General features: G+C 56.8%; 14 protein-coding genes. 7 read left to right on the forward strand and 7 right to left on the reverse strand.

Features of this window, described 5'->3' with window-relative positions; translation table 11 throughout:
* Positions 1–139: 139 nt before the first annotated feature.
* The 3 genes from ABDK75_RS09720 (at position 140) to ABDK75_RS09730 (ending at position 2,149) form a co-directional block, all read left to right on the forward strand.
* The gene (locus ABDK75_RS09720; RefSeq protein ID WP_346005716.1) at positions 140–1,282 is read left to right on the forward strand and encodes an AI-2E family transporter; all 1,143 of its coding nucleotides are present in this window, start codon (positions 140–142) and stop codon (positions 1,280–1,282) included.
* A 61-nt stretch (positions 1,283–1,343) separates the two neighbouring features.
* Positions 1,344–1,628 (forward strand): MerR family transcriptional regulator, encoded by a 285-nt coding sequence (locus tag ABDK75_RS09725; RefSeq protein WP_346005718.1) that lies wholly within the window; start codon positions 1,344–1,346, stop codon positions 1,626–1,628.
* A gap of 272 nt (positions 1,629–1,900) precedes the next feature.
* On the forward strand, positions 1,901–2,149 hold the full coding sequence (locus ABDK75_RS09730) for a TipAS antibiotic-recognition domain-containing protein (protein ID WP_346005720.1): 249 nt from the start codon (positions 1,901–1,903) through the stop codon (positions 2,147–2,149).
* Here the strand turns inward: ABDK75_RS09730 and ABDK75_RS09735 are convergent.
* Genes ABDK75_RS09735 through ABDK75_RS09745 form a run of 3 tightly spaced genes read right to left on the reverse strand, consistent with a single transcriptional unit; the run spans position 2,109 to position 5,622 of the window.
* Positions 2,109–2,534: a hypothetical protein gene (locus ABDK75_RS09735; protein ID WP_046899633.1), complete on the reverse strand. Its 426-nt coding sequence runs from the start codon at positions 2,532–2,534 to the stop codon at positions 2,109–2,111. The two genes, ABDK75_RS09730 and ABDK75_RS09735, sit on opposite strands and share 41 nt — an antisense overlap.
* On the reverse strand, positions 2,531–3,673 hold the full coding sequence (locus ABDK75_RS09740) for a DegT/DnrJ/EryC1/StrS aminotransferase family protein (RefSeq protein ID WP_211500104.1): 1,143 nt from the start codon (positions 3,671–3,673) through the stop codon (positions 2,531–2,533). The genes ABDK75_RS09735 and ABDK75_RS09740 overlap by 4 nt, the downstream gene beginning before the upstream one ends.
* A complete protein-coding gene (locus tag ABDK75_RS09745; RefSeq protein ID WP_317215089.1) occupies positions 3,670–5,622 on the reverse strand; it encodes a nucleoside-diphosphate sugar epimerase/dehydratase in 1,953 nt (650 codons plus the stop codon). The genes ABDK75_RS09740 and ABDK75_RS09745 overlap by 4 nt, the downstream gene beginning before the upstream one ends.
* Before the next feature lie 96 nt (positions 5,623–5,718).
* Between ABDK75_RS09745 and ABDK75_RS09750 the strand changes: the two genes are divergently transcribed.
* A complete protein-coding gene (locus tag ABDK75_RS09750) occupies positions 5,719–6,684 on the forward strand; it encodes a UDP-phosphate alpha N-acetylglucosaminyltransferase (protein WP_346005722.1) in 966 nt (321 codons plus the stop codon).
* Here ABDK75_RS09750 and ABDK75_RS09755 read toward each other — a convergent pair whose 3' ends face one another.
* Complete coding sequence (locus ABDK75_RS09755) at positions 6,685–7,086, reverse strand: MarR family transcriptional regulator (RefSeq protein ID WP_046899636.1); 402 nt, start codon at positions 7,084–7,086, stop codon at positions 6,685–6,687.
* A 310-nt stretch (positions 7,087–7,396) separates the two neighbouring features.
* Entirely contained in the window at positions 7,397–8,788 is a 1,392-nt protein-coding gene (locus tag ABDK75_RS09760; protein WP_346005724.1) for a leucyl aminopeptidase family protein, read from the reverse strand.
* 77 nt (positions 8,789–8,865) lie between these two features.
* Between ABDK75_RS09760 and ABDK75_RS09765 the strand changes: the two genes are divergently transcribed.
* From ABDK75_RS09765 to fdxA, 3 genes are all read left to right on the forward strand, one after another.
* On the forward strand, positions 8,866–11,424 hold the full coding sequence (locus ABDK75_RS09765; RefSeq protein ID WP_346005725.1) for a helicase-related protein: 2,559 nt from the start codon (positions 8,866–8,868) through the stop codon (positions 11,422–11,424).
* Positions 11,421–11,717: an RNA-binding S4 domain-containing protein gene (locus tag ABDK75_RS09770; RefSeq protein ID WP_046899639.1), complete on the forward strand. Its 297-nt coding sequence runs from the start codon at positions 11,421–11,423 to the stop codon at positions 11,715–11,717. Before ABDK75_RS09765 ends, ABDK75_RS09770 begins: the two co-directional genes overlap by 4 nt.
* Positions 11,718–11,795: 78 nt before the next feature.
* Positions 11,796–12,128 carry a ferredoxin FdxA gene (gene fdxA / locus ABDK75_RS09775; RefSeq protein ID WP_046899640.1) on the forward strand — a complete coding sequence of 111 codons (333 nt, stop codon included), beginning with the start codon at positions 11,796–11,798 and terminating at the stop codon, positions 12,126–12,128.
* Between the two features lie 203 nt (positions 12,129–12,331).
* Here the strand turns inward: fdxA and cyoD are convergent, their stop codons facing one another.
* Both cyoD and cyoC read right to left on the reverse strand, forming a co-directional pair.
* Entirely contained in the window at positions 12,332–12,661 is a 330-nt protein-coding gene (cyoD, locus tag ABDK75_RS09780; RefSeq protein WP_086634521.1) for a cytochrome o ubiquinol oxidase subunit IV, read from the reverse strand.
* On the reverse strand, positions 12,661–13,281 hold the full coding sequence (gene cyoC / locus ABDK75_RS09785; RefSeq protein WP_046899642.1) for a cytochrome o ubiquinol oxidase subunit III: 621 nt from the start codon (positions 13,279–13,281) through the stop codon (positions 12,661–12,663). The genes cyoD and cyoC overlap by 1 nt, the downstream gene beginning before the upstream one ends.
* Positions 13,282–13,289: the final 8 nt, after the last annotated feature.

Consider the following 13,289-nt stretch of genomic DNA (forward strand, 5'->3'; position numbering starts at 1 on the left):
CCGAACTTAACTGTAGCATGTGTACTCTCACGGATGTCAGCACTCCGTGAGAGTACCGTTAGATCACCTCAGCCAATTGACCCGCCTTCCCGAAGTCCATAAGCCAACACCGGCCTACAGATTCAGGATGGACCGGCTGATGCCTATTTCGTTTTCCGACCCGAAGGACCGAGACGAGAAGGAACCGCGCGCGCGCGAACTTTCAAAAATTGCCAGCCTGTTACGGATCGCCCTGACTGTGACGCTGATCCTTCTGGCCGTCTGGCTGATGAAGGATGTGCTGGCTGTTGTTTTCGCCTCAGCACTGATGGCCGTCGTCCTGCATGGCCTCGCCCGGATCGTACGGCGCCACGTCTCGTTCATCCCCTATCAGGGCGCTGTTGCTCTCGTCACAGTGATTATCCTGCTCGCACTGGCAGGCCTCGTCTGGAGCAGCGGCCCGGCGATAGGGGACCAGTTCATTCGCCTCAAACAGGCCCTTGTCCAACAGTCCGGCGATCTGAAATCGCATCTTTCAGGGTCTACTCTCGGCCAGCTTGTTCTGGATCATCTTCCAACCGCAGTTGGCGGAAATGATGCAACGTCTGGCAGCCTTGGATCACTGGGCTCCGGCCTTGCGGGGTCCGTGACTGGCATTCTCAGCAGCGCCTTTGGTGTGCTGGGCACACTGGCTGTCATTCTGATTGCAGGGCTGTACTTTGCCTTGTCGCCTGCAATTTACATTGACGGTTTTCTACGCCTCGTTCCTTCCCAGCACCGCGCATCCGCACGTGAGTTACTCATGGCGGCTGGCACGACACTCTGGGCGTGGACAGCAGGTCAGGCCCTCGACATGCTCGTCGTGGGCATTCTGTCCGGGATTGGCCTCTCTCTGATTGGCGTCCCTCTTGCGCTTGCACTCGGTGTGGTCGCTGGTATCTGCAACTTTATTCCCTATATCGGCGCCATTCTTGGTGCGGTCCCGGCCGTGCTTCTGGGCCTTTCCATGGGAAGCAAAGAAGCCCTGTTCGTGGCTATTCTTTACAGCGTGATCCAGTTCTTTGAAGGCAACGTTCTTGCGCCCCTCATCCAGCGGCGTGCAGTCCATATGCCGCCTGCCGTTGCTATTCTGTCCCAGACGGTTTTCAGCACCATTCTTGGTATTCCGGGCCTGATCCTGGCGTCTCCGATCACGGCAGCCCTGCTGGCTATGGGAGACAAGGCAACGGCCCCTCTCGATGACGAAGAACAGACCCGCCGCGACGTCGGCGAAATTTCCGAAGACGAAGCCCGGAAAGACTGAATATTTCCCTTGCTCCTGACGTAACGTCATCATTGCAGATGATGCGTCAGGAGGAAGATCAATGACTGCAAAGACCCTGACCATTGGCGAACTTGCCAAAGCCAGCGCAACAACACCCCGGACACTTCGGCATTTCGAAGCTTTGGGACTCATCAAGCCAGCCCGAGCTGAAAATGGCAGACGCGTTTACACGCTCCAGACAATCAGCACGCTGGCACACATTTTTCTTTTAAAGCGCATGGGATTTAGTCTCGCTGAGATCCGCTCCCTGGAACTGAAGCCGGCATCCCCAAAAGATATCATAGAGACCCAACTCTCCCTGCTGTCAGCACGCATGGCAGTATGAGAAAGAACAATTTCCCAACTCCGCACCACCCATAATCTAATCTCTGACCAACTCTCTGGTTCGGAGAGCCAGATTTACGATGGTCCGATGGATCTGGTAGCATTTTTCCTTCTGCTGGAGAAGGAGAAGCCATTCTACAACGAGGAAACCTTCAGCCCGTTTTTGAAAAATACTTTACTGCGGAAGAACAGATGGCGTGGCAGACGCAAATGGATCGTCACCTCCCAACTGAAGACAGAACATCCTATCAGGTGCTCTAGGAACGACTTATCGTGCGCTGTGAAGATGCTCTTGCCCGCTTGGTATCCCCATCTGCCCCAGAGGCTCAAAGCCTCGCAAGGGATTGGCTGGAACTTCAGAAGCCTTTGCAAAAGGCCGTGGGCCCGGAACTCTGGCGCAAGACGGGGACAATGTACGAAGACATGCAGGACTGGCAGACACCTGAACGACAGGCGCCTTTCAGTCCTGAAGTGTTCAGCTTTATCCGTGAGGCTGCAATTCTGCGGGCTGGAGCGCCGTGAGAGACGCGTCTTCAAAGGCGTTCATGCGGTAGGGGCCATTGTCCTCAAGCTGCACGCCGACGATGTCCGCTTGATGTTTATGCTTCCAGATGGAAATGATGACCGGATGATTGTCCGCGTTGTTCATGCGCAGGATGACCTGCCCCTTCGCGGGCGGCTGCTCCCCGCTGGGGCCCCAGGCCGTTGTGTGCGACTGAAGCCACAGATTAATGTCCTGAACTTCAGTTGCGCTCAGATCCCGGCTGACAGGAGCGACTATCTTGCCTTCAGTCACCGGCGGAAATTTCCATGCGTGAATCAGCGGCCACGCCACGAACCAGACAATACCCACTGGAATGAAAACCAGTGCACAAAAAGCCAGTAACAGCTTCTGCTCGCGCCTCATAACGTGTCTCCTGCCCAGCTTTTCAGGGCTTCCGTGATACGATCCACTTCTTCACTCGTCAGCTCTGGCTGAATAGGAAGTGCGAGAATACGTGTTCCGAGATCTTCCGAAACAGGAAGAGCCGCACCGTCATGATGCTCGCTATACGCGGGCTGATGATGGAGAGGTTTCGGGTAGTACACTGCTGTCGGCACACCCGCGGCCTTCAGGTGCGCCTGCAGGGAATCCCGTTTCGCTGCATCTGGCAGCAACACGCTGTAAATCGCCCAGGCACTTTCGCTGTCAGGCACGCGCACCGGCTGTTGAATACCTTGCGGCATGGCACGGTCATATGCGCAGGCAATGGCTTCACGCTTGGTCAGCTCATCTTCGAAAGCATCCAGTTTCGCCAGAAGAACAGCCGCCTGAATCGTGTCCAGCCGACCGTTGATGCCAATCCGCTCCACTTCGTATCGCGTCTTGCCTTCACCGTGCGTTCTCAGGGAACGATAGAGGGTGGCCAGGTCCTCATCATCCGTCAAAATAGCACCGCCGTCTCCGTAGCCGCCGAGAGGTTTGGACGGGAAAAACGATAGCGTCGTAGCACGCGCCTCGTGCCCCAAACGGCGTCCGTGATAAGAGGCACCGAAGGACTGCGCGCAGTCTGCAATGAGCGTCAGATCTTCCTGGGCCGCAAAAATTTTCAGTTCATCCCAAGGCCCAGGCTGACCGAAAAGATCCACCCCAATCAGAGCTCGCGGCTCCAGTTCCCCGACCTTCCGCACAGCGGTCAGCCGCTCCGCGAGAGACGTCAGACTGATCTGGAACGTATCTGGTTCCACATCGACGAAAACGGGCGTTGCGCCCAAAAGGAGAACAACTTCAGCCGTCGCCGTATAGGTGAAGGCTGGTAGAAAGACCGCGTCCCCCGGTCCGATCTCTTCTGCCATCAGAACCATCAGGAGTGCATCGGTGCCCGACGAGACGCCAACAGCATATTTCGCGCCCCCGAACTCGGCCAGCCGCTGCTCTAGCTCCTCGACCTCAGGGCCCATGACAAAGCGACAATGCTCAAATACTGCGTCAACACGGCTCTTGATCGCGTCTTTCAAACGAGCCTGCTGTTTGGGCAGATCCAGGAAGGCTATCGGGGTAATCATGCAGTGACCTCCGCATCAGGCTGTGAAAGCGCGACCGCAGACGGCGCCTTTCCATCCCGGTTATGGTTGAATTCCGGCACCAGCCGGTGAAATATTTCCATGACAGCTGAAAGATCTTCGCGGTGGCACGCCGCTTCCAGCGCATTCATGGCATCAGTCGCGATATTGAAATCCACTGTCCGGGGAGACGCCATTCTCAGACCTGGCGCATCTGTCGGCACTGGGGCTTCCCGTCCATGAAACAGCTCTTCAAAAAGCTTCTCGCCAGGGCGTAGGCCCGTAATCTGGATTTCCACGTCTGTTTCTGGTTTGAGGCCAGCCAGACGGATCATCTGACAGGCAAGATCCATGATCCTGACCGGATCGCCCATATCCAGAACGAAAATGCCGCCCTGCCGGAGACGCTGATCCGTTGTATCTTCCCCGGAAGCATCCTGAGTGCCACGGACGGCAGCCTGAAGCACCAGACCTACGGCTTCAGGGATCGTCATGAAGTAACGGGTCATGTCCGGGTGGGTTACGGTCAGCGGGCCGCCATGTTCAAGCTGGCGGCGAAACAGGGGGACGACTGACCCTGTAGACCCCAGGACATTCCCAAAACGCACGGTCACACACCGCAAACCGCCTTTACCAGCACGCGCACGCATATCGAGCGCCTGTCCATAGACCTCAGCACAGCGCTTGCTGGCCCCCATGAGGCTGGAAGGGTTAACGGCCTTATCCGTCGAAATCATCACCATCGCCTGCGCCCCTGAACGCTCGGCCTCGTCCAGAACAATACGGGTACCCACGACGTTGGTCAGCACACCCTCGATCGGATTTGATTCCACGATCGGTACATGCTTGAGCGCGGCGGCATGGAAAATAAGTGCTGGACGGTATTCCATGAAAATTTCGGAGATCCTGCCGCGATCGCGCACATCAGCAATAATCTGATGCCGCTGAACCGCAGGATATCGCTCTGAAAGATCCAGGTTGATCTGCCACAGCGCATATTCGCTGTTTTCAATCAGAAGAATGGCAGCAGGTCTGAACGAAGCAATCTGTCGCGCCAGTTCAGATCCAATGCTGCCGCCAGCCCCCGTTACAGCGATGACCTGCCCAGCGATCAGGCGGCTCATTCCTTCGCTATTCAACGCTACCGGAGGTCTGTTCAACAGATCTTCAATGGCGACGGGACGAAGCTCAACACTATCTGCGGGCTTCAGATCAGTCAGAGAGGGCGTTCTCTGAACATCAACACCATACTCACGCGCCACTTCGAGGATACGGGACAACGGAGCGCCCCGCAGTTCGGACGTGGTGATAACCAACGTATCCGGCAGACGCCCCGAGGCTGACATCTGCTTCAGAATTTCAGGCGTTTCATCAATCGTTCCAAGAATGGGACAACTGTGAATGCGTCGCCCTGCCTGCTGCGTTCCCCCCGTCAGAAGCCCGACAACGCGACGTCCCGCCTGATGATCCCGCTCCATTGCGCGAATGAAAAGATCCGCTTCGTGATCAGCGCCAAGTAACAGCACGCGCTCACGCTCAGCGACCATAAGGCGACGGCGCGCTGTGAGCCGCCAGAACATGCGTAAAGCGCCCAGGCATGTCAGGAGGACCAGCGCATGAATGACGGGGAATGTTGTGCTTGGAAGCGGGTAGCCAGCCAGGTGCAGCAAAGTTGAGAACAGCGTGGCACTGACAACTGACGCGCAGGCAATATTAAAGAGATCGGAAAGACCGGAAAACCGCCAGTATTGCTGTGCCATACGGAAAGGCAGCCCGCTGACGAGGAGCGTGATCCCCCCGCCCGCCACAAACCACAGCGGATGAAGCAGTCCCCCATGAGGGTCAGCCAGCCAACGTGCCACAGGAGCTGCCGCTGCGGACACGACTCCATCCAGAAGGACATTGAGAGCGATGCGTCTCGCCTGTGCGGTCGTGCGACCTGTACGGCTGATAGCGCTAGACGGGGCCGGAGACTGAGGGCCAGAAGATGGTGTGACTTTCACGTCTCCCTTATAACGCCAAAACCACTGTTCCCATAAAGTCCGTCCATGCCCTTTTCTTTGTCGTCCTTTCTCTCCGGTCTTACCCTGCTGGACTTGTGTGCCGCAGTCCTGTGCACAGTCCTGGTCGTCCTGATGATTCAGGCCGGAATTATGGACACTCCCGTGCACCGCAGCTCCCATACGCGGCCAACCCCCAAAGGCGGAGGCATCGGCATTATCGGAGCTTTTCTGCTCTGCGCGTTACCAAGCCTGTTTCTCAAAGGGCAACCCATTCTAAATCCGCCCGTCATCGGAATGCTGGCCGGCGTTATTCTACTCGCTGCCGTTTCCTGGCTGGACGATCTGTATTCTTTCAGGGCGCGTTACAAGCTTGGTGCACAATTCATAGCCGCCTTTTTGGCCGCGGTTGGAACGGGCGCATCTCTGCCAATGATGGGGATTTTCATACTGGGGGCCGTGTTCATCACCAATGCCCTCAACTTTATCGACGGGATTAACGGGCTAGCCTCAGGCACGATGATGATCGCCGTGGCCCTTCTGGCGTCAGCAGGGATCCAGCCCGTTATTTTCGTGCTGTTCGCGGTGTGCCTTGCAGCATTTCTGCCATGGAATTTTCCTAAGGCCCGCATCTTCATGGGGGATGTTGGCAGTCAGGCAGGAGCGCTTGTCATTGCCTGGGGGACCATGCAGCCTTCCCATACTTCAGTGCAAATCGTACTCGCAGTGCTTTCGGGCGTGCTGTGGGATGTCCTCTTTACGTTGGCTCGCCGCGCCCGCGCAGGCGATCGACTGGCCGAGGCCCACCGTGGGCATCTTTATCAGCTCGCGATCCGCTCAGGACTACCGATGCCGCTTGTAACGATTGTCTATTGGGGATTTGCACTGTGGGGTGCTGCGGCCTGTCTGGCCAATGAGTGGCTCGTAACTGCCCTGCTCATTCTTCTGCCTCAGCTTTGCTGGACAGGATATATCTGCACGCGAGCCCGAGCCCGCGTGCAAGATCGCTGGTAATCAGCCAGCGCGACGTGTGCTGATACGCTCGACAGAAGCAGCTGCGCGCTCTGCACGAACCGGACGGGTGCCGGAAGCTTCAGCCATGACAGCGCGCATTTCACGAAGGAAGGAAGAACCCTTCAGCGTGCGCTGTACGAGGACGGAACGACGGTCCAGCGGATCAACCTTACGACGTGCCAGATCCAGCTCACCCAGACGGTCCAGAGCGCGTGTAATAGCAGGCTTGGACACCTTGAGCTCCGAAGCCAGACCACGAACGGTGTGTGCACCGTCACGCAGGTAGCAGGTCAGGAACACAGCAAGCTGGCGGGCAGACAGATCAGGACCATCACGGCGCACCATGGAGACGACGGTGTCGCACAGAAGGTGAAGCATCTGGTCGTTGTTAGCCTGAGGCATTTCTCTCTCCTTAACGGTCTGCCCTGCCTGTTACCCGATCGAGTAACAGGAAAAAGAACATTCGAGCCTTGCCGGCCCGAGGGGTTGTATCTGTGGCTCACCCCATCATGGGATTGAGCGTTGGTCTTCTACATCTGGTGTTTTGAAACGCATCCGCAAGTATGCGGGTTTCAAAACGATTTATGCTGCGGCTAGCAGCTTTCGAACATGGAAGGCCGTATGCCCTATCAGAAGCAGATTTACACCCCATAGTTTTAAGACAATCATATTACGGTTCGTTAAGGATCACCTTCCCGTCAGGTTCTTCACTTCACGAAGACCTACGAATGTTTGTTATCATTTTAAGAAGCGCACGAAGTGCCAGCGTCTCGCCACCCTCTGGCCGACCCGGAGAATTGGCGTCATTCCATGCGTAAGTGTCTATATGCAGCCAGTTTTGTCCGGCCGGAACGAAGCGCTGAAGGTACAAAGCGGCTGTAATAGCGCCCGCCATAGGCTTGGATGTAATATTTCCGACGTCGGCTATTTTACTATCAAGCCATGCGTCATAGCCATGCCAGAGTGGCAATCTCCACAAAGCATCTGCAGTATCTGAGCCCGATTCGAGCAGTAATTGAGCCAGTTCATCACTGTTACTGAACACCGCTGGAAGGTCTGGACCGAGAGCTACGCGCGCAGCGCCGGTCAGGGTTGCAGCATCCACAATGTAATTTGGGGCAGATTCAGCGGCTTCCGTTATCAAATCGCACAACACCAAACGCCCCTCTGCATCCGTGTTGCCAATCTCTACCGTTTTTCCGCTTCGCGTCCGCAGAACATCGCCTGGGCGCATGGCATGGCCAGACACACTGTTCTCAACACATCCAAGACGCAGTTCCAGATCAACATCCAGTTGCAGATCAATCGCCGCGCACATCACAGCCAGAAGCAGGGCTGCGCCGCCCATGTCTTTTTTCATTCGCAGCATGCCTGCTGCGGGCTTCAGGTCGTATCCCCCCGTATCGAAGCACACGCCCTTCCCAACAAGAGACAGACGCGGCGCGCCTTCACGGGCTTTCCAGCGGGCCACAACAACAGCAGGCTTGCGCTCAGACCCCTCACCCACCTCTGCCAAACAGGGATACGCGACCTTCAGGTCATCGCCTTCAACAATGCGAACGTCTGCTCCACGATTTTCCAAAGCCCGATAAGCCGACAGCGCCAGATCTTTCGGACCAAGCAGATTGGCGGGCGTATTGATCAGATCTCTGCCAAACCAGTTTGCTTTCGCATAGGCAATAACGGTAGCCGCGTCGTCCGGCACAACCAATCGCGTGGTGAATGACCGCACGACCCCGACACGATATTGATATGTTCCCATGGCGAACCCGAGAAGAGCAGTCTCCTGAACGGCGCTTTCCATCCCGTGCGGCAGAAGGTTCCAGTCACCCTCCGGAAGGATCGTTCCCAGCAGGCCGAAGGCTGTCGGGTCATTCAGGCGCCCTTCATCGACACAAAGCAGAGCCGCTCCAGCACCACCGTCACCGGGCAGAAGCGTGAAAGCGCCATCTTTTGCTTTGAACCCCTGCGCGGTCAGAAAAGATGCGTGCTCGCCCAGGAGATCGGCAATCGTCTTGTCATCCTGCACCTTCACCAGATGCACAACGCGGGGTGTTGGCGCCTCGCCGGCGGAAACAAAAGGGAGCTGGATGTGAGAACTCATGAACCTCTTTCCTTAAAAGATCGAACCTTTTGGCTCGAACGCTTGCTTTTGTTCCGCAGGCACCCGACCATTCACACATGAAGGGTGCACACCGCGGTAACCATTCCGCTCATCATATCATGCCAGCAAGCGTCCGTGCGGCACTTGGCCCAACCAATACGGGCAAGACGCACTATGCTCTGACTCGCATGATGGCTCATTCCTCCGGCATCATCGGTTTTCCGCTGCGCCTTCTTGCGCGCGAAAACTACGAACGTCTGGTCGCGGCCAAAGGGGAGCGTTCCGTCGCCCTTATAACAGGCGAGGAAAAAATTGTTCCTCCAGGCGCGCGATGGTTCTCCTGCACGGTCGAGGCCATGCCACTGGACCGGAAAGCCGAGTTCGTCGCTGTCGATGAAATCCAGCTCGCGTCTGACCCGGACCGTGGACACATCTTTACGGATCGTCTCCTCCACGCCCGGGGAACCGTAGAGACACTATTCCTGGGTGCGGAAACAATTCGTCCGCTGCTGCAAAAGCTTGTGCCCGGAATCGAAATCGACACACGCACACGCCTGTCGAGTCTCGTCAGCACCGGGCCAACGAAGCTTTCTCGCCTTCCGCCCCGATCGGCCATCGTGGCTTTCTCGATGTCAGAAGTTTACGCTCTAGCCGAGGTCATACGACGCCGGAGAGGTGGTTGTGCCGTCATCATGGGGCAACTCAGCCCCCGGACGCGAAACGCCCAGATCGAGCTCTACCAGAACCGGGAAGTTGATTACCTGGTGGCCACAGATGCCATCGGGATGGGGTTGAACATGGATGTGGACCATGTTGCGCTTGCCCAGCTTTCCAAATTTGACGGCACAACACCCCGCCCGCTCTTCCCGCAGGAAATAGCGCAGATTGCCGGCCGTGCGGGGCGTGGCATGAAGGACGGTACATTTGGCACTACGGCTGATTGTCCGCCCATGTCTGCCGCAACCATAGATGCCGTAGAACAGCACCGCTTCGATCCGATTCAACGGCTATACTGGCGCAATCACGCACTGGATTTCAGCAATCCCCGGGCTCTTCTCGCCAGCCTTACGGTCGCGCCGCCTTCCCGCGGCCTAATGGCAGGCCGCGTTGCGTCTGACGTTGTGACCCTTGAGTCCCTGATTCTGGACCCGGAAATTCGGGAGGTCGCCAAAGGAAAACGTGCGACGTCTCTTCTCTGGGAAGTCTGCCAGATCCCTGATTTCCGCAAACTTGGCGATGACAGCCATACACGGCTCTGCGCACGCCTGTTCCTGCATATCCTCAAAGATGGCGCTGTTCCAGCAAACTGGATGGAAGGACACATCAAGGGTTTTGCCCGCACCGAAGGTGACATTGATACCCTGATGCATCGCCTGACGGGCGTACGGGTGTGCTCTTATGTGGCCGCCAGAACAGAATGGAGCCGGCACTCATCTGTCTGGCAACAGCGCGCCCGGGAAGTGGAAGACCTGCTTTCAGACGCACTGCATGAGCGCCTGACTTCCCGCTTTGTGGACAGACGCGCCACATCCCTGCTTCGTCGACTGGATGCTGAGACAGACCGTAACCTCCTGTCTGCCGTCACCGCAGACGGAGAGGTCATTGTTGAAGGCCATAGCATCGGCAAGATCCGTGGCTTTTCTCTCCAAACCGACACCACAAACGGGCCTGATCATCAGATCGTTCTCAAAGCCGGACGCAAAGCGCTCCTGCAGGAAATTCCACGTCGGGTCCGTCTTTTTCAGGAGACGCCAGATAGTGCTCTGTCCCTTGAGACAGAAACCGGCATTCTATCGTGGGACAACATCCCCATCGGCCGATTGACGGTTGGAAAAACGTTTCTACAGCCAGCCGTCAGATTGTTTTCCGCTGAGTTCACTGACACTAATCAGCGAATTCAGGTCGAGCAGCGCCTTCTCCGTTATGTAGACAGCACACTTCAACGGGAACTCTCCGTTCTCTACAAAGCGCAAAGCGCCGTAACGGATCAGCCTCAACTCAGAGGCATTCTACATCGATTGCATGAAGATGGCGGTATCTCCTCTGTCCTGCCGTCAGATCAGTCCCTTCCGCCACCAACTCAACGGGCCTTGCGGAAGCTCGGCGTGGAAGTGGGTCGTTTTGCCGTTTTCTGTCCCGCACTTCTGCGTCCACGAGCATCGGCCCTTCTGACACTTCTCACACAACTTCGCCTTGGCCTTCCCCTGATGCCCCCGCCAGCCGGTCGTGTCTCGTTGCCATGGCATATGGTGGAAGGCGTTCCAGGCTGGCTGCAGGCAGCCAAAACAGGGGTTAGACTCGATATCGCCGAACGTATTGTGAAAGAGCTGGAGCAATTAACGCGCAAGCGGGATCATCCTGCTCCCGTCGGTCTCGCCTCACGTCTTGGACTCAAAGCCGATCTTCTTCCTGAGGTTCTTGGTGCCCTTGGCGTTGCCCACAAACCACCGTGCTCTCCCAGCCAAACGCATGCTGGGCCCCCTGCACCACTGATGCTTCTGGCTGACCGCCGCAATCGAGCAACACGCAGAAAGGCCAGACCGTCAGGAGCGGCCAGCAACGCAAGACGCCCCATTGTCCGACCAGACAGCCCTTTCGCCGCTTTGGCCATTCTGAGAGATCGTGCCGCCCCATGAGTGATGCCTATCAGCGCCTGGATCAGTGGCTTTATTATGCCCGCGTTGCCAAAACACGCCCGCTCTGTGCAACCATTGTCAGCAAAGGGCGCATCCGGGTAAACAGACAGCCCACCAGCAAGCCGCATGCCAAACTCAGGGTGGGTGATGTAGTAACCCTTCCGCCTCTCAGCCCTGGTGAAGACGTGCGTGTCTGGCGCGTTCTGGACCTTGGGGAGCGTCGGGGCCCCGCGAAAGAAGCATCCCAGCTATACGAGATCGTGAGAGAAGAACCTAAGAAGCTTGCTTCCTAGGCCAATCCTTCGCATATCATCCCGCACAATATGAAATTGGGCCGCACAGCCGGGCCCGAATGAGGATCGGAGACACCAATGAGCTATGTGGTCACGGAAAACTGCATCAAGTGCAAGTTCATGGACTGCGTGGAAGTTTGCCCCGTAGACTGCTTCTATGCCGGAGAAAATTTCCTCGTCATTAATCCGGACGAATGCATCGACTGCGGCGTTTGCGAACCTGAGTGCCCGGCAGAAGCCATCTTCCCGGATAGCGACAACCGTGCAGCTCCATGGATCGAGATCAACTCCCGTCTCGCCGCCCAGTGGCCAAACATTACCCGTAAGGGCGAACAGCCAGCTGACGCGGAAGAGTGGAAAGATCAGCCGGGCAAGGCAGCCATGCTGTCCGAGGCTCCCCACAAGGACTGAGACGCCTCTCCCACCAAGATACTATCAAGCCCGGCCATTGTGCCGGGCTTTTTTATTGCGCCTGCCACCCCCTGCTCAGTTGGAAACTGCGAGGGCATTAAGGGGGGGGGGGGCACCTGAGTACCGATCAGGACAGCAGACATAAAAAAAGGCTGACAGGATTTCTCCTGCCAGCCTTTCCTGCCGTGATCTCAAAGAAGATCTTAGCGGGACATCATGTTGATGGCCGTGTCATGCATGATGAACAGCGTGCCGCCAATAATGACGATGACTGATACTGCTGCAAAGATGAAGCACATCAGGTTCCAGCTCTGCTCGTTGCTGGTGTTCATATGAAGGAAGAACACCAGGTGGACCACGATCTGAACGACCGCAAGAACACCAAGAGCTGCAAGTGCCATCCCCGGGGCGAGTGCGTGTGTCATGACTGCTGCGAAAGACGCAACAGTCAGGACGACCGCAAGAACGAACCCGATGATGTAAGACTGATAGGAGCCGTGGCTACCATCGTGGGTTGTATGTGCCTGGGCCATTACATCACACCTGCGAGATAGACGAAGGAGAAAACACAGATCCAGACGATGTCCAGAAAGTGCCAGAACAGGCTGAGGCAAGTCAGCTTGTCCATCATCCGCGGAGACAGATCCTGCGGGCCCATCATCTGGACCATCAGAACTGCCATCCAGATCAGACCGCAGGTGACGTGAAGACCGTGCGTACCAACCAGCGTGAAGAACGCTGAGAGGAATGCAGAACGGTCAGGACCATTTCCTTCTGCGATCATGTGGGTGAACTCAGTCACCTCAAGACCAACGAAGGAGAGACCCAGGACGAACGTCACGGCGAGCCACAGAAGAACCATCCCCTTGTTCTTTGCCAGCGCACTAAGCGAGGCAAAGCCATAGGTGATGGACGAGAACAGCAGGATAGCCGTCTCGATCCCGACATTCGTCAGATCGAACAGTTCTTTCCCCGAAGGGCCTCCGGCGTACTGGTTCCGGAGGACTGCGAAAGCAGCAAAGATCGACCCGAAGAGAATGCAGTCGGTCATCAGGTAGAGCCAGAAACCGAAGACGTTCGGGCTCTCGTGGTGATGCTCGTGATCGTGACCGTCAGCGTGTGCCAGAGGCGACATGGTTGCTTCGTGAGCCATTAGCTATG

It is taken from the genome of Gluconobacter sp. OJA (assembly GCF_039638325.1).
Classification (GTDB): domain Bacteria; phylum Pseudomonadota; class Alphaproteobacteria; order Acetobacterales; family Acetobacteraceae; genus Gluconobacter; species Gluconobacter cerinus.

Bases quoted from the DNA above. Each gene is read 5' to 3' on its own strand.
- ABDK75_RS09750 (WP_346005722.1), top strand. From the start codon at position 5,719: ATGCCCTTTTCTTTGTCGTCCTTTCTCTCCGGTCTTACCCTGCTGGAC.
- ABDK75_RS09720 (WP_346005716.1), top strand. From the start codon at position 140: ATGCCTATTTCGTTTTCCGACCCGAAGGACCGAGACGAGAAGGAACCG.
- fdxA (WP_046899640.1), top strand. From the start codon at position 11,796: ATGAGCTATGTGGTCACGGAAAACTGCATCAAGTGCAAGTTCATGGAC.
- ABDK75_RS09770 (WP_046899639.1), top strand. From the start codon at position 11,421: ATGAGTGATGCCTATCAGCGCCTGGATCAGTGGCTTTATTATGCCCGC.
- cyoC (WP_046899642.1), bottom strand. From the start codon at position 13,281: ATGGCTCACGAAGCAACCATGTCGCCTCTGGCACACGCTGACGGTCAC.
- cyoD (WP_086634521.1), bottom strand. From the start codon at position 12,661: ATGGCCCAGGCACATACAACCCACGATGGTAGCCACGGCTCCTATCAG.
- ABDK75_RS09760 (WP_346005724.1), bottom strand. From the start codon at position 8,788: ATGAGTTCTCACATCCAGCTCCCTTTTGTTTCCGCCGGCGAGGCGCCA.
- ABDK75_RS09735 (WP_046899633.1), bottom strand. From the start codon at position 2,534: ATGAGGCGCGAGCAGAAGCTGTTACTGGCTTTTTGTGCACTGGTTTTC.
- ABDK75_RS09765 (WP_346005725.1), top strand. From the start codon at position 8,866: ATGAAGGGTGCACACCGCGGTAACCATTCCGCTCATCATATCATGCCA.
- ABDK75_RS09740 (WP_211500104.1), bottom strand. From the start codon at position 3,673: ATGATTACCCCGATAGCCTTCCTGGATCTGCCCAAACAGCAGGCTCGT.
- ABDK75_RS09725 (WP_346005718.1), top strand. From the start codon at position 1,344: ATGACTGCAAAGACCCTGACCATTGGCGAACTTGCCAAAGCCAGCGCA.
- ABDK75_RS09755 (WP_046899636.1), bottom strand. From the start codon at position 7,086: ATGCCTCAGGCTAACAACGACCAGATGCTTCACCTTCTGTGCGACACC.